Genomic DNA, 21,568 nt, shown 5'->3' on the forward strand with positions numbered 1-21,568 from the left:
AGCTTCAGATCTTAAATCCTAGATGGAACAATGGTTATCAGCACCGGGAAATATCCAAAGAAAAAATATGGGGCAGCCTGATATCGGCGCGCATACGGCCGCATCCGTTTACAGAAGAAGATAGACGGTTCCTGGAATTTGTGAATGAAAGGGTTACGAAAATGCCTGGATAAGTACTGTTTCTACTACGCTCAAACGAGCACCGGTAGGGGGCAACTCAGATCCAAACTAACAACTAATCAACTAAAGGACTAAATCACTATTTCAAATCCCCCGTTTTTTCATTTCCTCAACGATATTATAGGCTGCAGGGCAGATAGCCGTGTTATTTAAGGTGAGATTGGTGATCTGGTGGAATTTTTTCCGGTCGGTATGCGGGTATTCACGGCATGCTTTGGGACGTACGTCGTAAATAGAACAATAATTATTATGGCCGAGAAAAGTGCAGGGAACACTTTGTAATACGTAATCGTTGTCTTCATCGATACGAAGATAAGTGTCCGTAAACTGTTGTGGTTTCATTTTCAAATGTTTCGCTATGCGTTCTATATCGGCATTGGTAAACAGCGGGCCGGTGGTTTTACAGCAGTTCGCGCATTTCAGGCAATCGGTCCGTTCAAACTCGGCATTGTGCAGTTCCTGCATTACATAGTCCAGGTCCTTCGGCGGTTTCTTTTTGAGCCTGGCGAAGTATTTCTTGTTCTCCTTATGTTTATCTTTGGCGAGTTGTGGCAGCCGTTTCAGAAAATCGTCCATGATGCAAAATTAATGTTTCATATCGGGTTTTGAAATGTAAATGATTTTTTTGGGAATTGCAATTACGAAGTAAGGGGGCACTCATTGCAAACGAGCGCCAGTGATTTAATAAACATAGATTGTTTAACATCTTATGAAGGAGGAAAAACATAAAGCAGAAGGTCCGGATATTATCGGAACGGCCTTACGGGATTACCAGCAGGGAAATTACACGGAAGATATTATCACCGAGACTTCCATTTCGGAAGAAGACGAGTTACCGCTTCCCTACCTGTTCCGTAATTATGAGGAAATGCCAAAAACAGAACAGAAGGCCCTTCAACTGGCATGCGGAAAAGTCCTGGACGTAGGATGTGGTGCGGGAAGTCATGCTTTATATCTCGAAAAAGAGAAAAAGCTTGATGTCACGGCCATAGACACCTCTCCGGGAGCAGTGGAAGTCTGTAAGTCAAGAGGACTTAATCATGTTTTTGTTCAGGATATCATGCGGTATAACGGAGCAAAATTCGATACTGTACTCTTACTGATGAACGGGTTGGGTATATGCGGAAAACTGGCATACATCGATAACTTTCTATCGCACCTCAAAAGCCTGCTGAACGAGGGTGGGCAGATATTGCTGGATTCCTCCGACATTATTTATATGTTCGACGAGGATGAAGACGGTGGACACTGGATACCCTCTTCCCCTGAATATTACGGTGAAGTTGAATTTCGCATGAAATACAAAGGTATGCAAAGCCCCGGATTCCCCTGGCTTTATGCCGATTATAATACGCTGCAAAATGCTGCCGTTTCCAACGGGCTAAACTGTGAACTCGTATGTCAGGGGGAACATTATGATTATCTGGCGAGGCTTTGTAACGCTTCTTTACTGTAAGCCCGGTTAACATACTTCGCGCTCTTATCGCGGTTAACGATAAATTACAGGGCTGCTTTAATGCTTCTTACTTGAATGAAAAAGTATCTCGCCGGCACTTAATAATTTCTTATCAGAAATAAAATATCCCTGGTGCTCTTTCCCGTTAACTATTATTTTATCGATATATCTTCCTTCTCCGGGATTGTCACTGGTAATGATCAGTTTGTCCTTCGGATAGTAATCGGTATCCAGGTGAATGGTTACTTTGCTAAACCTGGGAGTAACAAAGGTATATTCCGGGTTGGCCGGCGTTACCGGGTATATTCCCATCATGGCATAAATGGCCCAGGCCGACATGGTCCCCGTATCATCGTTGCCGGGAAGACCGTCGGGAGCATTTTTATAATACGTATCCAACAACTCGCGTACCCGTTTCTGCGCCTTCCATTCGCTTCCCTTTACATAGTTGTAAAGAAAAGGATAGGCAATGTCGGGTTCATTGGCCATATCGTAGTGCCCTTCATCAAAAATATAGTCGAGCTGATTTACAAAGTTCTTATTTCCTCCTGTCAGTTTTATCAGTCCCTTTATATCATGTGGAGCCATAAATACATATTGCCAGGCATTACCTTCTATAAAACCTATATTCTTTTCAAAGTTTGCCCCTTGCAGTGGGTCAAAAGGTTCGTACCAGCTTCCGTCCGCTGTCCGGGGACGAAGGACTTTCATCTTTTTGTCGAATAGCTTGCGGTAAGACAAGGACCGTTCATGAAACAATTTATAATCCTCTTTTTTACCCAACGCTCTGGCCAGTTGTGCCAGGGCGTAATCGGAAATATTGTATTCCTGTGTGGTAGAAACGGACCCGTCTACCGGGCTTTCGGTATTTACATAGCCATCGCGGATATAGTCGTCCAGGCCAGGGCGCAGTGGATTATTTTCTGTAGTGGTTGCTCCTTTTTTCATTGCTTCATAGGCTTTTTCCACATTAAAACCGGTAAGTCCCCGCAGATAGGTATCTGCAAGAACTACAGAAGCCGGATCGCCTACCATGGTAAAGGTCTCCGTGGAGTTGAGCTCCCATTTGGGCAGCCAGCCGTTTTCATCATACATATCGAGCATGCTTTTCACCATTTCCAACTGTTGGTCGGGATAAATAAGGCTCATAAACTGGTGATAATTGCGATAGGTATCCCAGAGAGAGAACACCGTAAAACGGCGTTTGTCAGTCTTCCCGATCTTTCCCGTAGCGATCTCCGGGTATTCCCCGTTAATATCATTGAATATGTTCGGGTGGATGAGCGTATGGTACAAGGCCGTGTAAAAAATGGTTTTATCGTCTTCGGTCCCGCCTTCTACTTCTATCCTGGAAAGCTGTTCGTTCCAGGCATTCTTCGTTTTTTCGTAAACCGCGTCAAATGAGAGCCCGCCTGCTTCTTTTTCGAGGTTTTCCCTGGCATTGTCTATGCTCACATAAGACACCCCTATCTGAACTTCTACCTGGGTCGGTTTTTTAAAATCGTACCGGAAATAGGCGCCTATACTGTCTCCCATCACCTCACGGGTAAAGCCTTTCATCATACGGGTTTTACCATTGTAGGTCATCCATTCGGCTTCCACACCTTCGTAAGTAGCCGGCTTTTTCCATATACCAAATTCTTCGGCAGGGATGGAAAACTTCGCCACAAAATATACCGGATATGCATGTTCGGGGCTGTTGTAACAGAAAGACCCCACGGCTCGCATTCCTTCTATTTCGGTAGGAGAAACCACTTTTACCATTGCTCCCTGCTCATTGGTCAACCCCAGGCCAAGATTGAGTAGTATATTGGACTTTCCCGCAGGGAATGAATAGCGGGTTACTCCCGTCCTTGTACTGGCCGTAGCTTCCGCACGAACATTATATTCAGACAAATTCACACTGTAATATCCCGCTTCGGCCACCTCATCGGTGTAGGTTGTTCCGTATTCCAGGTGATCGGTTTCCAGATCTCCCGTGGTAGGCATAGTGATGATGACTCCCAGGTCCGGGCATCCTACACCACTTAGATTGACATGGGTAAACCCCGTGAGAAAAGTATTTTCATGCACATAGGGATTGGAAAGCCATCTGCTGTCTTTCTCCAATACATTCTGCTTTCCGGCCACGTTAAACGGTGATACACTGGCCATTCCCCTAGGAGCAATAGCCCCCGGATTGGTTGCCCCGAAATTGGAGGTGCCTATAAAAGGATTCACGTAATCCACAGGTTTCTCCTGGGCAGTCCCGGTGTAAAGGGACATTAAAAGGCTTACGGATAATATTTTCAGTGTTTTCATGGTGTTGTAATTGCGTTTGTTTTTGGGGTGTCACTCCACTACAATCTCATCGACAAAAAGCCAGGTGTTCCCACCATTCGGGGTCTTTCCCAGGTTGGTTGCCTTTACTTTTACGTAACGTGCGGATTGTGCAGGAAAGGTCACCGGAAAATCCTTTAGATCGGCGTTACCGTTTTTGTCATAATCCCGTTGTATTTCATTTGCTTTTTTAAAATTTTTTCCGTCGTCAGAGAGCAATACCTCTACCCGGATCGGATAGTATATTCCCGCTCCCTGGTTTTCCATAGATCCGACGGTAACTTTTGTAAGTTCTGCAGGTTCTTCCAGGTCTATGACCACTTCCATATCATTACCTATCCAGGCCTGCCATTGCCCATCGTGAAAATCCTTACCACCACGCAACACGTTGACCATATTGTATGTGCCCGATCCGGGATAGTTTTTGTTCCATTCGTTTGCATAGGTCACTTTTTTACCGACTGCCTTATGCCAGGTAAATGTTTTTTCAAAAACCTTACCCACCGGTTTATCATTTTCAAACCGGGGAGCCCTTACCCTTGTTGTTCCGGTAATTTCTATGGGGGTAGTATATTTTCTGGCGGAAGCGAGATTTTCTTCATTAAGCACGTAACGGATATCCGTATCCGGAAATTCGGTTTTCAGGACTACCGTCACTTTCTGGTCTTCGTCCACTCTGGCGTCTGCCATTATGGTATAAGCACTTCTGGCATAATTGATCCCGAGTTCGTCATATCTCTTAAACATATGTTCCAGCCTGGATGTAAAGTCTTTCCAGTTCCGGTCTTCTTTCGGGCTCCACACGGTCTCCGCAAGGGCGGTCAGCCTCGGATAGGTCATATATTCGGAATGTGAAGTTGTGGGAATGTATTCGGACCACAGATTGGCCTGGCCACCCAGTACGTGCCTGGCCTGGTCTACACTCATGGAATCTACCACAGGGTCGAATTCATATACTTTACTCAGGGGAGTGTACGCGTTGAATGCCAGGGGTTCGGAATCCTGTGGGCCCTGGTAATAATCGAAATAGCAGTGAGACACCGGGGTCATCACCACATCGTGTCCCTGTCCGGATGCTTCCCATCCGCCTTGTATACCTCTCCAGCTCATCACGGTAGCCCCGGGTGCGAGTCCGCCTTCAAGTATTTCATCCCAACCGAGCATCACCCTACCTTTAGAACTGACAAATTTCTCGATGCGTTTCATAAAGTAGCTTTGCAGTTCTTCCACACCAGCAAGCCCTTCTTCTTTTATCCGTTTCTGACAATGCGGACAGGTTTTCCAGTTGGTTTTGGTTGCTTCGTCTCCACCTACATGAATATATTTGGAAGGAAATAGCCCCATCACTTCCGTCAGAACATTTTCGAGGAAGTCGAAAGTCGAGTCTTTTCCCGCGCAATAGATATCGGTAATAGGCCACACGCCACCGGGAGGTACCATGATCGGTTCGCCTTTGCAGGACAATTCCGGATAAGCGGCTATGGCGCTCATGACGTGGGCCGGCATTTCTATCTCCGGCACGACTTCTATTCCTTTTTCTCCGGCATAAGCCACAATTTCCTTTATGTCCTCCCGGGTATAGAACCCGCCATACGTAGCTTTTTCAGAAGAATCGGGTGTGGGACGGGCATTCCAGTGCATGTCTTCTTTATCTACACGATAGGCCCCGACTTCGGTAAGCTTCGGGTATTTTTTTATTTCTATCCGCCATCCCTGGTCGTCCACGAGGTGGAAATGCAGTACATTCATTTTGTGGAGCGCCAGTCCGTCTATGACTTTCAGTATATATTCTTTCGGGAAAAAGTGCCTGGAAACGTCGAGCATAAGGCCACGCCACGGAAATCTCGGGCTATCCTGAATGTTCACTGTGGGAACAGCCCAGGTCATGTTACCCTGTAAAGCCGCGCTTTCTATTTCCACTGGCAGCAACTGCCGTAAACTTTCTAGGCCATACAGCAAACCGGAATACCCGGCAGCGGATATGGTTACCGCATTTTTGTTAATATGAAGTGCATAGGCTTCATCTTCCAGGTTTTCATCTTTTCGGAACGCTACATAATTCCCGGAAGGTACGGAATTCACTATTTCCGGTTCCCATCCGGCTGCTTTGCGAAATTTTCCGGTCAATATCTCCGCGATCTTCCGGTATTCTTCTCCGGTTACAAAAACGGTTTCCCTGTCAAACACAAAAGCTCCTTCCCGGAACTTCAGTTCTTTCGGTCGGGGGATTATAGAGATGTCACTTTCCTTAAACGTTATTTTTTCCGGGCGGTCACATCCGGAGAACAGTAAGGCCAAAGCCAGAATATAAGGATATATCGGGTTTACTTTCATTTTTCCTGAATTAGGTCCGGATCATTGAGATTTGAAGAAATACACAGAAGTACGGAACATGTGAAAAATCCGGGTTATTAAAAAATTCCCGCAGAGCCGGTAAAGGCCCCACAGGAAAATCATAGGGGGATTATGAAATCTTATATTCGCCGTCTATCAGGCGATTTCCGTCCTTTTCATCGTAAACGGCATAATTAAATCCGGGACGCAGGCAATAGGCCCCGTATTCGCCTTGTTTATTCAGCGCGATAAAGCCTATTTGCAAATATTCCAGATCGGGACGGTTTTTGTATATTTTATAGATGCGTTCCACGATTTCCTTACACGCCTCCATGGGACTTTTCCCCTGGCGCATGAGTTCCACTACCATAGCGCTTCCGGAGGTCCGCATTACAGCTTCTCCAAGCCCTGTGGCGGCAGCACTTCCCACTTCGTTGTCCAGGAACAATCCGGCCCCGATAATGGGAGAATCCCCTACCCGCCCATGTACTTTCCAGGCTGCTCCACTGGTCGTACAGGCTCCGTAAAGGTCGCCCTTCTCATCTATGGCCAGCATACTTATGGTATCGTGGTTTTCTATGTTAATAACCGGTTTGTATTCGGATTTTTCCAGCCATTCCCTGTATGCTTTCTCGGCATCTTCGGTAAGCAGATTTTCTTCTTTAAAGCCTTCTTCCAGTGCAAACTGCTTTGCTCCTTCCCCTACAAGCATGATATGCGGGGTTTTTTCCATCACTTTTCTCGCTACGGATATCGGGTGTTTTATATCCTGTAAAAAAGCTACAGAACCGCAATTGCTCTGGTGATCCATGATACAGGCATCTAGGGTAACTTTTCCCTCCCTGTCGGGCCATCCGCCATAGCCCACACTGGAAACCTTCGGATCGGCTTCGGCGGTCATTACCCCGGCTTCCACGGCATCCAGACCGGACCCGCCGTTTTTAAGTGTTTTCCAGGCTTCTTCATTGGCCGGTAACCCGTGATTCCAAGTAGATATCAATACAGGTTTCTTAACCGGTTTATCGTCACCGGAAGCAACTCCGGATTTTTTCTGAGGGTCGTGGGGTTTTATACCATTGTCCACGCAGCTGTAGAGTGTTCCCACCGCTACCGTCCCGAGGGCAGTTTTTGTGATAAATTTACGTCTGTCTATCATAGCAGGTATATTTTCTGTTATATCTCCGTCGATGTCACGGGCAACTATTAATACATTCAAAAAACCGGCACTATCGCCCTTCTTTGGTTTCTTTGATCGCTTTCAGCATACCATCGGTAAGCGCGGGGCCGTCAAAGAATGAGACGCCTTTAGCCCCGTTCTCTTTTGCGAGTTTTACGGCTTCTTTTATTTCTTCGGGAGACATTTCGGGAACATAGATCCCGGTGTGGAGTTCGGTTTTTTTGTCTTTCAGGTCCTGTACCCCCTGTTTTGTGGCAAAACCTATCCAATCGGTCTCTTCATTATAGAAATTGTGATAGATCATGGGCAGCACTACGTCAATATTCCATTTATCCCAACGCTGGCGCACCATATGGTCTGCCATTTCCGGATAGGGAAATACTGCGGCTGTGAGTATTTTACCATTCTCATGGGCAATTTCGTAAGCATCATTGACTACTGCCCTTATTTTGTTCAGGCGGAATTGCTTCCATTCCATATCCAGGGCAGGGTCTTTGAATTCCCTGGGGTCCTTATGGTGTATTTTTTCGAATTCGGCCACACAGGCATCACAATAACAAAAATCGAATTCCGGAAGTTCTGTTTTTTGTTCCAGGTCATATTTCGGTAACAGCCCTATAGGAAGGAAGATATCGGGAAAACGGATATAATCGAGGTGTACACTGGCTACTCCTTTTACTTTGGCCAGGCCTTCCACCAACCCCAACACATGGTTCCGGGATTCTTCCCTGGTAGGGCAAAGCCACTGGTAGTAGTCTACATAAGGCCTGTGATCGAAACAGGATTTTCCTTCACGGCTCACGGCATACCAATCCGGATGTTGCAGGGCCACGGAGTCCCCGGGACGGTTCATGGCCATAATCCAGGCATGTACTTCCAGGCCGGCTTCATCGGCAAGGGGAGTTAATCTTCCCAACAGTTCGGGATCCGTGTTGGTATTAATGAGTACTGCATCCAGGCCATTACTCTTATATTTGGCAAATTCTTTCCGGTACGAATCATCTGTCCTTTTAGCATCGGCAGTGATCCACGTCCAGTATTTGAAGGCTTTTTCGGCAGTGTTGCCGGAGATGTCTTTTTCTTCTTTTCCCCCTGTAGCTTTTTCCTGTTTTCCACAGGAAACAAGGCATATGAGGGCACAAAACACAGTGAGTTTTAAGATTTTCATAAGATTATTTGTTAGTCGTTTTACTGGTGAATTTTCCATCTTCCTTCAAAACAAGAAGGTTCCCGGTAAAAGGGCTTACAGCTGTTATATTCCAGCCTTCGCTATGCACTTCGAGGGCTGTTTTTACCGGTTTTCCGTCAACGACAACGGGCTTGTCTACCAATTGTCGTATGGAAGTTATCCATGTACCTTTTTCCTGAAAATACTGTTTCTGTTTACGATACAAGGTATAGAGCTTCCATTTTATTTTTTCGTCTTCCGGAATGCGGAACTCCTCGGCCTCTCCCGGTTTTTTGCCGGAAAAATAAACATAGCCCCACCATTCCGGTTCGTGCATGTTTATTACCCATTGTGGCGACCAAACCCAGTTGTACTCCGGCAGGTATTTTCCGTTTTCGCCTTTTTTGCGTTGATATTTGCCATCCACCAGGTCAAAATCCCAGTTGACCCTGGAAAAATTTATCCTCCAGAACTCATTTTCAGGGGTATTTGGAGATGTACTGCTATGAGCTTCAACCAGTACTTGCCAGGGCATGGCTATTTCTACGCTCCAACCCTTATCGGTATCGCCCGCATCATTTAATGTTCCGTCCACATGAACCGCGGTTTTTATCCCCTGTATATCCCAGCTATCTATGACCGGGGCACTTTCTCTGTACGGCTTTACAAGATATAAATCCCATATGGTATTCAAGGCATTCATCTCAAACTCCATATAGTTGTGCGTATCCCCGTCCGGGTCTATAAAAATCTCGAAATCGTTATTATAGAAAATTACGGTATCACGTTGTTTCAGAGTTGCCCATACATGGGGCTCTTCCATTTCGGCATAGAAATACAGGTATTCTTCATCCCACAGCATCTTCACATTGGTTTTATAGGCAGGGGTTTTGTCTCCTTCAATATCTATAAAATCCTCGCTCCATGCTATTTTTTCCCAGGATTCTTCCTCTCCCTTTCCGTCTACCGTGATGGTTTCGGAGGTTTTATGGGCTACATATTTCCGGGGCGGTGTGATTTCTTCCTGGGCGAATGTGTTCAGGCATAAAAAAAATGTCATTGCCAACGGGGCCATCATTTTTCTCAGATCGTTACAGCAGGTGGAGACACACAGCCGTGTGTCTGTACGGGAGCAGGGTTTTGTAGAAATAGTCCGGTGTATTTTTGCCATTGGTTTTCGTTTAGGTCGGGTTACAGGCTGTTTTCTTTTATAAAACGGACAATTTCGCTTATACGTCCGAATGCCATTGCCGTTACGGTGTCAGCTGCACCATAGTACAGGGCCAGCTTGTCTTCTTTGTGCGAATGTAATGCTGCACACGGGAACACTACATTAGGTACATCGCCTACCATTTCATAAGTCTCGGCCGGTCCCAGGAGGTAAGGTTGTGTTCTGTATTTTACCTTGTCCGGCTCGTTCTTATCCAACAGGGCGGCGCCTACGGAATAGCGGAAACCGTTACAGGTATTAATAACCCCGTGATAGAACAGCAACCAACCTTCGTTGGTAAGGATCGGGATAGGTCCGGCTCCTATTTTGGTACATTGCCATGCACTGTCCACAAAAGGGGTTACCTTCATAACGCAGCGATGCTCTCCCCAGTATTTCATATCGGGACTATAGCTGATATAAATATCCCCGAATGGCGTATGGCCATTATCGCTCGGTCTGCTCAGCATGGCATATTTACCGTTGATCTTCTCCGGAAATAACACGCCGTTACGGTTAAAAGGCAGGAAAGCGTTCTCACACTGGTAAAATTCTTTAAAATCGAAAGTATAACCGATACCGATAGTCGGACCGTGATAGCCGTTACACCAGGTGATCCAGTAACGGTCTTCGATAAACGTCACCCTGGGATCGTATTTGTAATCGGAGTCGATCATTTCGGTATTGCCCGCCATAAACGCTATGGGTTCGTGTTCGATCTCCCAGTTTATGCCGTCCTTACTGAACCCGGCAAAGATATTCATCTGCACGGCCTTGTTATCGCAACGGAAAACACCTGCAAATCCATCTTCAAAAGGTACTACGGCACTGTTAAAAATACTGTTGGATGAGGGAATGGCATACCTGTCTATGATCGGGTTTGCGCTGTAACGCCACATAACGTCTTTACAATCTTCCGGTCGGTCCTGCCAGGGTATAGTGTTCATAGATGTTAGATATTAGATTTTAGATATTTAGACTTTTTTAGTTTAATGCGTGACAAAATTCGATCTGGGTGGATTTACCGATAAATCTGCACAAAACAAATTTTGTCATGTCCTAAACTTTTTAATCTTTATATTTTCTTACTTTATCAAGCCAGGTAAATTTGAGTATTGCCGAAGTTACGGCAAATATGGTAAACCACAACAGGGCCAGGGGGTAGTCCCGGACCATGAAAAAAACGGGCAAAAGAATCATACTGGACTGCCATACGATACCTATGGCGCAATTCAGCATATCCACCCCGAAACCTTTGTTTTCCTGTACGTGACTTCCTTCTTCCTTCAACTGCCGGTATACGGGTTTCCACCAGCCCCAGGGCCTTACATTGGCATAAAATTTCTTTAATGTCTCCCTATCAGTGGCCGGGGTCAAAAGCGTCCCCAGGAGACATCCCAGAAGGGAGAAGATAAATATTACAGGGAACAGGTAAATTGCCGGAATACTGGCTATTTCATACAGAAATGATCCTTCGGTAAAATTGTGTTTGTTATGATCGAGCAAAAACTGTAAGGTAGCAACGATCAGCCCGGCGAGCATTCCCCAGAAATATCCCCACCCGTTAAAACGCCACCACACCCATTTCAAAAAATTTGCGGCTACATATCCTCCGTATAGTGCACTGGTGATCCAAAGGGTTATGGAATTGATGGATTCAGCAAAAAACCCCATGATTACTCCCAGTGTCACCACAAAAAAAGACGCAATGTGACTGGCCTTTATATAATGTTTGTCCGGCGCTTTAGGCTTAAAGTATTTTTTATAAATATCATTTACAATATAGGCAGGGCCTGAATTTACAAACGCTGAAAAGGTTGACATAAATGCCGCAAGAAGTCCGGCAAGAAGTAATCCTTTAATACCTACAGGAACATGATTGTTAATAACCCTGGGAAGGATCATTTCCAAATCGTCGGACGTCACCGACCCGGTCGCTGCCATAGATGGTGCCAAATACACGAGTCCCACGACCACAATACCGGCAATAAGCAGATAGCGAGGTATAAACAACACCAGGTTGGTAAACCCGCTCATATACGCGGCATCTTTTACCGTTCTTGTAGACAATATGCGCTGCATATCGTAGCTCGGTGTCGGCCCTGCCACGCTGGCAAAGAAGCCTTTCAGTAATATCATTCCTACAAATGCCCCGAACATCTTGTAGCCCTGAGTATCAATAAGCTCATTAAACGTAGCTAGTTTACCATCCCAGAAACCTTCCAGTTCATTGCCGAAAAAGATATTTTTCCATTCGGGAGGGATCAGGGCCGCTATTTCCGCATCACTGACAGTAATGAAGGCATACACTGCGATCAATATTCCGGCAAGTACCATAATGAGGTATTGCAGCACTTCTGTGGCCACTACAGAATACATTCCGCCTTTGATGGTATAAATGGTGGTCAGTAATATAATAACGAGGGCGTAGGTCTGTTCCGAAGCCAGCAAAAGTGTATTTCCCATGGTCCAGGACAAATCCCACGGCAATATGATGGTCATAAACTTGCCTACACCTTCAAAAAAATAGGCGATAAAACCTACCGCCGCAACTACGGCAAAAACAGCTACAATGAGGTGTGAAGCCCTTCCGGCACGGTCGTCCCCGAAACGGGTGAGTATCCACTCGGATCCGGTCATAATATTGGACCTGCGTATCCAAGCCGCGAGGAACACCATGACAAATATCTGGTTCCATATGGGCCACATCCACATGAACATAAAACTCTTTACTCCGTAGAGGAACAATATACCGACCATCCAGGCCGTTCCGGAAACGTCAAACATTCCGGAACCGTTGCTCAGCCCCAGGTAATACCATTTAATACTGTTTCCTCCGAGAAAATAACCGTCCAGCCCTTTGGAGGCTTTTCTGGACACCCAGACCCCGATAGAGAGGGTTAAGATGATATACAGGGCAATAATAAGAATATCTATACTATTCATTCACCTGTTTTTCGGTGCTCACACCCCAGTTCTTATTCGGCTCAGGTCCCATTTCGAATTGCAGTTCGCCCCCGGCGGTTATTTCTTTATGGGTGATATATGTCCGGTTGAATTCCTTTCCGTTGAGCGTAGCGGACTGTATATATATATTCTTATCTGATACGTTATTTGCTTTAATGGTAAACGACTTGTCTTCCGATACTTTGATCACCGATTTTTCGAAAATCGGGCTACCTATCTGGTAAGTGCCGGATGAAGGATTATACGGGTAGATCCCCATAGCACTGAACACATACCAGGCGGACATCTGGCCACAGTCTTCATTACCGCTAAGCCCGGCTGGGGTGGTATCGTACTGGGTATTCAGAATCTCCCTTACCCAATACTGCGTCCGCCACGGTTCTCCTGCAAAATTGAACATGTAGGCAATGTGATGGCTCGGTTCATTACCATGTGCATATTGACCTATCAATCCTGAAATATCCGGGGAAGCGTCTCCTCCCGTAATTTCGGAACTTTCCGTAAACAGTTGTTCCAGCATATCGGTAAAGGGTTCTTTCCCTCCGTGCAATGCGATCAGTCCGTCTACATCGTGAAGAACAAACCAGCTGTGTTGCCATGCATTCCCTTCGGTATAATCGGTCCCTTTTCTGTGAATGGACAGTTTGGGGTCGAACGGCTCATGCCACTGCCCCTTATCCGATTTTCCACGCATAAACCCGCTCTTCGGATCATACAGGTGTTTAAAGGCATTGGCCCGGTCCGAGAAATAGTTGTAATCTTCTTCTTTACCCAGTTTTTTGGCAATCTGTGCAACACACCAATCGTTATAGGCGAATTCCAGGGTAATGGTCACCGACTCATCCAGCAGGTTGTAAGGCACATAACCATATTCCTTATAAAACTTTACCCCACGACTTTCTTCATCCTTCATCATGGTCACCTTCATGGCCTCATAGGCTTCATTAACATCGAAACCTTTAATCCCTTTCAGAATAGCTTCGGTGATTACCGGGATAGCATGGTTTCCCGTCATGGTATAGGTTTCATTGCCGTATAATGTCCATACGGGAAGGGTCTTGTTCTCCCCGTAATAGACAAGCATGGAATTGATAATATCGGAAACTTTGTCTGCATTCAACAGGGTCATTAACGGTTGTGCGGCGCGAAACGTATCCCAGAGAGACAGGGTAGAATATGCCGTATAATCTCCGGCCGTAACGATACTGTCGTTCTGCAGGCGGAATTGCCCGTTGGTATCACTGAAAGTAACTGGAGCCAGCCTGGTATGATACAAGGCGGTATAAAAAATGGTTTTCAACGAGTCTACCGGCGTTTCCACTTCTATTTTATCGAGGGTATTGTTCCATACTCTGTCCGCATCTTCCCTTACGGCATCGAAGTCAAACCCATCCCGTTCTTTCATATTCTCCCTGGCATTGTCTATACTTACGGAAGAAAGGCTGAGTTTTACTTCGAGGGTTTTTCCGCTCTTTTCATCAAAGAACAACTGTGCCGATGTTTTGGCCCCGGAAACCTCTTCCGCCCCTTCTGCTCCCCTTGCATCTGCGTAAAGATGATGTGCCGTTATTGGCTTGGAAAACTTAGCGACAAAAAACAATTTCTGGTTCTTAGCCCAGCCTGTACTGTGCCGGTAACCGGTTATTGTGGTTTCGTCTTCTACACTTATCCTGGTATCCAGTGCCTTGTCCCAGTTGATAGCAAACCCGAGATCGATAACTACGGATTGCGGATCGTTTTCTTTAAAAGTATAACGGTGGAACCCGGTGCGTTTTGATGTGGTAAGTTCGGCATTAACGCTATGATCTTCAAGGTATACCTGGTAATATCCGGGAGTTGCCGTTTCGTTTTCGTGCGAATATCCGGATTTATACGGATAATCTTCTCTTGAAGAAACAGGAACAGACAGGTCTACCGTCTTGTTTACCGGCATAAAAAGCAGGTCGGCCAGGTCCCCGATCCCCGTACCGCTAAGGTGCAGGTGACCAAACCCTACTGCAATGGAATCAGTATAATGATATCCGGAGCACCAGTCCCATCCAGCAGTACCGTTATCAGGACTGAGCTGGATCATCCCGTAAGGAACCGTAGCCCCGGGATAAGTATGTCCGTGATCGCCGGTCCCGATAAAAGGATCGGCATATTGAGTCAGTACAGTTTCCTCTCCTTCCGGTTCGTTCTTTTCCTTTTTCTCAACCCCGCCACAGGAGGCCAGGGCACACAACATTCCGAATAATGCGTAGGTAGTACATTTTTTTTTCATACAACAGTTTGTCAAGTCCGTCTTTATTTGTTAATTGCATCCCTCTAATCTACTTATCATTAACCCAATACCTCTTTATTCTACCGGTTTCAGGATGAATCCTTTGTAAATTAAACCCGCGGGGATGTTACCAAATATTTATATTTTTGAGAACTTAAAGAATAAATTTAGACCAACAACATTTTTTAAGAGCCAAACGTCATAAAAGTCGCTTAGAATATAAAGCACATGGGTGTAAGCGGAAATACCGTTAGCAAACCAGGTAAAAACCAGCTTCGGAGATGATTAAAAAATATGTTCGGAAGGCATGTGAAAGATTATGAGCCAAAACAAACAAACAGGTGTTTTTTTTAATTTCAATCCCTCTGCCAGTTACCGGATTGAAATTAAACACCACATTATTTTCTGGTCGGTTTATTTTCTCTTTAACACCATAAGATGGGGGAGTTACTATCACGACTACTGGTATTCACTAAAAGCTAATATGTTAGGATTTCCTATTCATATGACCTTGTGCTATTTCAATATTTATTACCTGATGCCCAGGCTCATCTACAGGAAAAAATTTATATGGTATACGGTTTGTATCATCCTTGCCATCTATGTAATGGTCCTGATCAAGTTTTACCTGACCTATTTCCTGATAAGTACCAATGTATGGCCGGAAGGCCCCGAAGAGACCACTACACTGTCTTTCAACTACGTCATACAAATGATGCTTGGAGAGCTTTACGTCGTCTCTTTCGTTACTGCCATTAAAATCACGGCCGACTGGCTCCGGGAACACAAAAGGGCGGCAGACCTGGAAAAAGTACAACTGGAAACCGAACTGCGGTTCCTCCGCACTCAGGTGTCGCCGCATTTCTTTTTCAATACCCTGAATAATATTTATTCCCTGTCTATTGAACAATCAAAAAAAACCCCGGAAACCATACTAAAACTCTCGGAACTGATGCGGTACCTGCTATACGAGACCAAGCAGCGTAAGCAAAGCCTTTCTAAAGAAATATTATGTCTTCAGAACTATCTGGACCTGGAACGCATACGCTACGGGGATTCCCTGAAAATAAAAATGAATATTTCCGGCGATATAGAAGGAAAAAAGATCCCTCCCATGCTATTATTGTCCTTTATTGAAAATTGTTTTAAACACGGGGCCAATAAAAATATTGACGACGTGCGGATAGATATAGATTTTGATGTGGAAGGAGACTTCCTTTACTTTAAAGTTGCCAATACCATGCCTAAAAAACCCCGCGGGGAACACTCCGGGAACCTATCCGGCGGAATAGGTATTAAAAACGTAAAGAAAAGGCTCTCCCTAGGCTACAAAATACACGACTACGATCTGAATATCTATGAAAAAGACTACAGATTTATAGTAGAATTAAAAATTAAGGTTAGCTGACACAGTTCCGGGTATAAAAGCAACCTGCTTAAAACAAAAAAGTAACACGACATGGTTATACGATGTATTGTAATCGACGATGAACCTCTGGCTATCAACGTATTAAAAAATTATATCGGCCAGACCAAAGGGCTGGAACTGGTCAGTACGTTCAGTAATGCTCTGGACAGTATAGATTTTATGCGCGAAAACGAAGTGGATCTTATATTCCTGGATATTAATATGCCGGTTCTTGACGGTCTTAACTTTCTGAAGAGTGCGCACATCAAACCCATGGTTGTCATTACTACGGCATATGAAGAACATGCCGTGGAAAGTTATGAACTCGAGGTACTGGACTACCTGGTCAAACCCATACCATTCCACAGGTTTGTCATGGCCGTCAATAAGGTCTTCAGGACGCATTCCGTCAGGCAAAAAAATGATTTCGGAGACCCGGGAGAAAGAAAATTTATCTTCATCAAGATCGACAAAAAGAAAATGAAGAAAATATTCCTGGACGAGATTACTGTTGTCGAAAGCCTGAAAGATTACATAAAAATAAACACGTATTCCGGTAAATATATAGTTCACCAGACCCTGAGCAGTTTTACGGACGAACTCCCTGCGGACAAATTCATCCGTATCCACCGTTCTTATACGGTTTCCCTTGACAAAATTGAGGCCCTGGAAGGGAATAGCATTGAAATAGGCGGTCAAAGATATACGATAGGAAGAAGCTATTTTAACGAAGTGCGTAGCAAAATACTGAACAAACCATCTGAGGAAGATGAACTATAAAGAAAGCCGGGATCGCTCCCCCGGCTTCTAATTTGTAATGTACATGTATATTCCAATTTAGCACATGACAAAAATTTTCATAATTAATCGTAATACCCCACCCGGATACTCCCGTTCCTGAAAACAACTTCACCATCTATGGCAATTCCGGAACTTCTTCGGTATGGTGATTCCACATAATATGTATTCCTGTAATACGCCGGATAGCCTCTTCCTTTTTTCATCCGTTTGGCATAATGCTTCTGCATTTTCTTTTCTCTCTTCAGGTAATCCTTATAGGCTTCTTTTTCCCGTTTTCTCTGTTCGCGGTAGTGCTCTTCCCGTTCCTTTCGTATTTCTTTGTGGTACTTTTCCATATCTTTATGATATTGTTTCTCATAAGATTGCGCCATCACCCCCGTAAACGACACCACAGCGATTGTGAATAATAAGATTCCTTTTGTTTTCATCTGTTCTAGTTTTTTAAATCGTAACAGACCAAAACCAACTATTATGCCAAAATAACGAACCAAAACATAACTATCTACATAACAAATATTTAAAACATTAATCGAAAAAATAATTCTGATCCACAAAAGTTCTTCACCTGGATAATTTATTCAAAACCCCAAAGACCCCGCGTATAAAAGTTGCGCTGGTAAGCACTTTTATCAGAGGGTTTATCCTTGTACTTGTGCGTCCCGAAGTTGTTTTTTCTACCTTTTCGCGTTCTTTCTTCGCCTGCTCCTGTGCTTCTTCGGTTTCTGCATGTTCTATTTTCCGGTTCAACATTTCGTAAGCGCTTTCTCTGTCAACGGCTTCATTATATTTTTCAATCAACCTGGAACTGCCTATAATTTCTTTGATTTCCGCATCCGTAAGTATATCCATCCTGCTCATGGGTGCCCGGAGCATGGTCGCTGCCAAAGGTGTTGGCCTTCCCTTTTCATTCAGTACGGTTATCAGGGCTTCTCCGGTCCCCAGAGAAGTGAGTACGGCAGCCGTGTCGTAATATTCACTTATGGGGTAGTTCTCTGCCGTGAGCTTTATAGCCCTCCTGTCTTTGGCAGTAAAGGCCCGGAGCGCGTGCTGGATTTTCAATCCCAGTTGCGACAGAACGGCATCCGGAACATCGGTGGGAAGCTGTGTACAAAAATACAGCCCGACACCTTTGGAACGTATCAGTTTTACAATGCTTTCTATCTGGTCCAGTAGTGCTTTACTGGCCTCATCGAATATCAAATGTGCCTCATCGATAAAGACTACCAGTTCCGGTCTTCCCGTATCGCCCTGTTCGGGCATAGTGTTATACATTTCCGCCAGGAGACTGAGCATAAAAGTGGAAAACAGTTTTGGCCTGTCCTGTATATCCGTCAGCCGGATGATATTAATATACCCTCTGCCCTTATCATCTACCCGCATCAGGTCTTCGATCTCAAACGAACGTTCTCCGAAGAATAATTCAGCTCCCTGTTGCTCCAGTTCTACCAGTTTCCGGAGAATCGCACCGGTAGAAGCCGTGGATATCCTTCCGTATTCCTGTTCTATCTCTTTTTTGCCTTCATCCGTAATATATTGCAATGCTTTTCTCAGATCCTTAAGATCGAGCAAAGGCAACTTATTGTCATCGCAATATTTGAATACGACCGACATCACACCTGCTTGTGTATCGTTAATATCCAGAATCCGGGACAGCAAAACCGGGCCAAATTCGGAAACCGTGGCCCGGAGCCGAATACCATCCTGGTCGGAAATGGTCATTAGCTCTACCGGAGACCCCTGTGCTTCATAAGGCAGGCCTATTTTTTCGTGTCTCTCTCTTATAAAATCCGCTTCTTCTCCGGGCCTGGCAATCCCGCTCAGATCTCCCTTGATATCCATTTGCAATACCGGAATCCCCTGCTGAGAAAGGTGCTCGGACAAAATCTGTAAGGTTTTGGTCTTACCGGTTCCCGTAGCCCCGGCAATGAGTCCGTGACGGTTAAAGGTTTTCAACGGAACTTTTACATAGGCATTGGTTATGGGTTCTCCGTCCAGCATGGCCGCCCCAAGAATAATGGCATCTCCTTTGGTAGCATACCCGTCCTCTATATGTTTGAAAAAGGTTTCTTTCCTGCTCATACTATATAAATTTTTATAAAAATAAACCAATTTTTAGAAATACGGGAGACAAAGTGTTTTACTTCCCGCCTCCGACTTCTGACAGGTAAACGCATTTTAAAATTCAAACAGTTTCTTAGTATTGTGGATTATTAGTTGTTTTTTGTTTTGGAGTTCGGAGTTTTGGAGTTGGTAGGGGAAATAAAAAAGGAACTCCAAATTTCATCTGACCTAAACTTTTTACATATGATGCGTTTGCTCTCCGTACTTCTGACTTCGTACTTCTAATTTTGTATTGTATCTTTGTCCCCATGATAAAAGAAGATGTTTCAGAATTGGTGGCGAAAGGATTGATGCTTCCCTTAATGGAAGAGTTCTACACCATACAGGGAGAAGGCTATCACAAGGGTACTGCCGCATACTTTATACGGGTAGGCGGATGTGATGTAGGGTGCCACTGGTGTGATGTAAAGGAGAGCTGGAACGCAGAAACCCATCCTCCAACAGCAGTAGAACACATCGTGGAAAACGCGGCCAAGTATTCGGACACGATAGTGATTACCGGAGGAGAACCCCTTACGTGGAACATGGAACCCCTAACATCCGGGTTAAAGGCAAAGGGAATTACAATCCATATAGAAACTTCAGGTGCTTATCCCCTTACGGGAACCTGGGACTGGATTTGTCTTTCACCAAAGAAAATAAAACTCCCGATGGGTGATATTTACGAAAGGGCTGACGAACTGAAGGTTATCATATACAACAACCACGATTTTGCATTTGCCAAAGAACAGGCGGCAAAAGTGAATAAAGATTGTATCCTCTACCTGCAACCGGAATGGAGCCGCCGGGAAAAGATGATCCCCGAAATCGTGGATTTCGTTATGAAAAATCCCCGGTGGAAAGTCTCTCTGCAAACGCATAAATACCTGAACATCCCTTAAAATCTTACTATGGGTAGAGAAGAAAATTATGCCCTACTATACTTTCTGCGGTAATCTTGTGGTGTAAGCCCGGTAACCCGTTTAAAAATTTTCCGGAAGGTCTTCAGGTCGTTATACCCGACATCGTATACTACAGAATGAATACTTTCGGCGCTTCGTTCCAGCGCTTTTTTGGCGGCTTCTATTTTTACGCGCTGCAGGTATTCCAGGGGAGTGTTTTGGGTAGCGTTCTTAAACCTGCGGACAAAATTCCTCTTGCTCATATTAGCCTTTTCCGCAATATCCTCTACGGATACCTGGGCATTATAGTTTTCTTCTATGTATTTCTGAATCCTCAGTATCTCCTTGTCCTCGTGCTGATGCTGTCCCTGAAAAACGCTGAAATGGGCCTGGTTCACCCTGTCCATATCTATAGAGAACATCTTGCTGACCTGTATACCTATTTCCCTGCCGCAAAATTTCTCTACCAGGTAAAGTATCAGGTTTAAAGATGAAAATGCTCCCCCACTGGTGTAGATCCCTTCCCGGTCCGTAATCACCATATCAGGCATCAGGTCAATATCCTGGTAACGCATTTTCATACCTGGAATGGCAAGCCAGTGCGATGTGCACGGTTTTCCTGACAATAGTCCGGCTTCCGCGAGAAAATAACTGCCAAAGCAAAGACTGGCAACTTCCGATCCTTTTTCACTCATCTGTCTAATCCACTCTACCAATGCCTTGTTCTTTTCCAATACTTCCGCAGCGTCTCCGTTAAACGCAGGAACAATAATAAGATCGGTATTCTCTGACTCAACCAGGGTTTTCCGGCAAATAAAACTCGCCGGGGCAAACAGGCGGATATCCCCGGCCTTTTCACTCACCAGTTCCAATTCAAAAGGCGCTGTATCCCCCATGCTCTCCATAAACCTGTTCGTCCCTGTAAAGATGTCTACCGCACCGGAAAGTGCAGATAACACGGCATCTTCATATACGAGAAGAGATACTTTTTTCATCTGCTTATTTTCTTATTTGTTAGTTCGACAAGCTTACAATAAATTTTAAGAGGTCGGATGGAAGTCGGAAATCAGCTAAACTGAACTACTGCGTTAGGTTTCACGCCCTCATCCTATATATAACTAACATCATCGTGAGTCATGCCCAAAGAATCATACGAAATAAACATTACCATATACGTCCCGACTTCCGGAAGTCATCTTTCCCCACAGACCGGAAAACACTAAAATTCCGGCACTTAGGTCCGGATTTAATCAAAAATAAACAAATTTTGTCACAAACACCCC

General features: G+C 44.9%; 15 protein-coding genes and 1 pseudogene. 4 read left to right on the forward strand and 12 right to left on the reverse strand.

The genetic code is table 11. The features are described 5' to 3' along the window. Nucleotides 1–264 precede the first annotated feature (264 nt). Entirely contained in the window at nt 265–756 is a 492-nt protein-coding gene (locus ACVBDY_RS20365; RefSeq protein ID WP_447177315.1) for a YkgJ family cysteine cluster protein, read from the reverse strand. Nucleotides 757–889: 133 nt separating this feature from the next. On the opposite strand from ACVBDY_RS20365, the gene ACVBDY_RS20370 reads away from it, so the two are divergent. After that, nucleotides 890–1,636 (forward strand): class I SAM-dependent methyltransferase, encoded by a 747-nt coding sequence (locus ACVBDY_RS20370; RefSeq protein WP_447177316.1) that lies wholly within the window; start codon nt 890–892, stop codon nt 1,634–1,636. Nucleotides 1,637–1,693: 57 nt separating this feature from the next. Here ACVBDY_RS20370 and ACVBDY_RS20375 read toward each other — a convergent pair. From ACVBDY_RS20375 to ACVBDY_RS20410, 8 genes and pseudogenes are all read right to left on the reverse strand, one after another. After that, nucleotides 1,694–3,943, reverse strand: a pseudogene (locus tag ACVBDY_RS20375) (GH92 family glycosyl hydrolase); the annotation flags it as partial. Between the two features lie 24 nt (nt 3,944–3,967). Then, the gene (locus tag ACVBDY_RS20380; RefSeq protein ID WP_447177317.1) at nt 3,968–6,289 is read right to left on the reverse strand and encodes a glycoside hydrolase family 20 protein; all 2,322 of its coding nucleotides are present in this window, start codon (nt 6,287–6,289) and stop codon (nt 3,968–3,970) included. A gap of 130 nt (nt 6,290–6,419) precedes the next feature. Beyond that, on the reverse strand, nt 6,420–7,445 hold the full coding sequence (locus ACVBDY_RS20385) for a glycosylasparaginase (RefSeq protein ID WP_447177318.1): 1,026 nt from the start codon (nt 7,443–7,445) through the stop codon (nt 6,420–6,422). A gap of 70 nt (nt 7,446–7,515) precedes the next feature. After that, on the reverse strand, nt 7,516–8,634 hold the full coding sequence (locus ACVBDY_RS20390) for a putative glycoside hydrolase (protein WP_447177319.1): 1,119 nt from the start codon (nt 8,632–8,634) through the stop codon (nt 7,516–7,518). A 4-nt stretch (nt 8,635–8,638) separates the two neighbouring features. Beyond that, a complete protein-coding gene (locus tag ACVBDY_RS20395) occupies nt 8,639–9,805 on the reverse strand; it encodes a carbohydrate-binding family 9-like protein (protein ID WP_447177320.1) in 1,167 nt (388 codons plus the stop codon). Nucleotides 9,806–9,825: 20 nt separating this feature from the next. Continuing rightward, entirely contained in the window at nt 9,826–10,791 is a 966-nt protein-coding gene (locus tag ACVBDY_RS20400; protein ID WP_447177321.1) for a glycoside hydrolase family 130 protein, read from the reverse strand. Between the two features lie 121 nt (nt 10,792–10,912). Further along, nucleotides 10,913–12,790, reverse strand: coding sequence for a sodium:solute symporter family protein (locus tag ACVBDY_RS20405; RefSeq protein ID WP_447177322.1), 1,878 nt, complete (start codon nt 12,788–12,790; stop codon nt 10,913–10,915). Then, entirely contained in the window at nt 12,783–15,074 is a 2,292-nt protein-coding gene (locus tag ACVBDY_RS20410; RefSeq protein ID WP_447177323.1) for a GH92 family glycosyl hydrolase, read from the reverse strand. Before ACVBDY_RS20410 ends, ACVBDY_RS20405 begins: the two co-directional genes overlap by 8 nt. A gap of 319 nt (nt 15,075–15,393) precedes the next feature. Here ACVBDY_RS20410 and ACVBDY_RS20415 point away from each other — a divergent pair, with 319 nt between their 5' ends. Together ACVBDY_RS20415 and ACVBDY_RS20420 are read left to right on the forward strand one after the other, a co-directional pair. Then, nucleotides 15,394–16,482 (forward strand): sensor histidine kinase, encoded by a 1,089-nt coding sequence (locus ACVBDY_RS20415; RefSeq protein ID WP_447177324.1) that lies wholly within the window; start codon nt 15,394–15,396, stop codon nt 16,480–16,482. 51 nt (nt 16,483–16,533) lie between these two features. After that, entirely contained in the window at nt 16,534–17,262 is a 729-nt protein-coding gene (locus ACVBDY_RS20420) for a LytR/AlgR family response regulator transcription factor (protein ID WP_447177325.1), read from the forward strand. Nucleotides 17,263–17,345: 83 nt separating this feature from the next. On the opposite strand, the gene ACVBDY_RS20425 is transcribed toward ACVBDY_RS20420, so the two are convergent. Beyond that, entirely contained in the window at nt 17,346–17,711 is a 366-nt protein-coding gene (locus ACVBDY_RS20425; RefSeq protein WP_447177326.1) for a hypothetical protein, read from the reverse strand. A gap of 133 nt (nt 17,712–17,844) precedes the next feature. Next, nucleotides 17,845–19,362: a helicase HerA-like domain-containing protein gene (locus ACVBDY_RS20430; RefSeq protein ID WP_447177327.1), complete on the reverse strand. Its 1,518-nt coding sequence runs from the start codon at nt 19,360–19,362 to the stop codon at nt 17,845–17,847. Nucleotides 19,363–19,652: 290 nt separating this feature from the next. Here ACVBDY_RS20430 and ACVBDY_RS20435 point away from each other — a divergent pair, with 290 nt between their 5' ends. Further along, entirely contained in the window at nt 19,653–20,285 is a 633-nt protein-coding gene (locus ACVBDY_RS20435) for a 7-carboxy-7-deazaguanine synthase QueE (protein WP_447177328.1), read from the forward strand. Nucleotides 20,286–20,311: 26 nt separating this feature from the next. On the opposite strand, the gene ACVBDY_RS20440 is transcribed toward ACVBDY_RS20435, so the two are convergent. Next, entirely contained in the window at nt 20,312–21,280 is a 969-nt protein-coding gene (locus ACVBDY_RS20440) for a GlxA family transcriptional regulator (RefSeq protein ID WP_447177329.1), read from the reverse strand. Nucleotides 21,281–21,568: the final 288 nt, after the last annotated feature.

The sequence above is a fragment of the Sinomicrobium halophytocola genome, assembly GCF_052983395.1.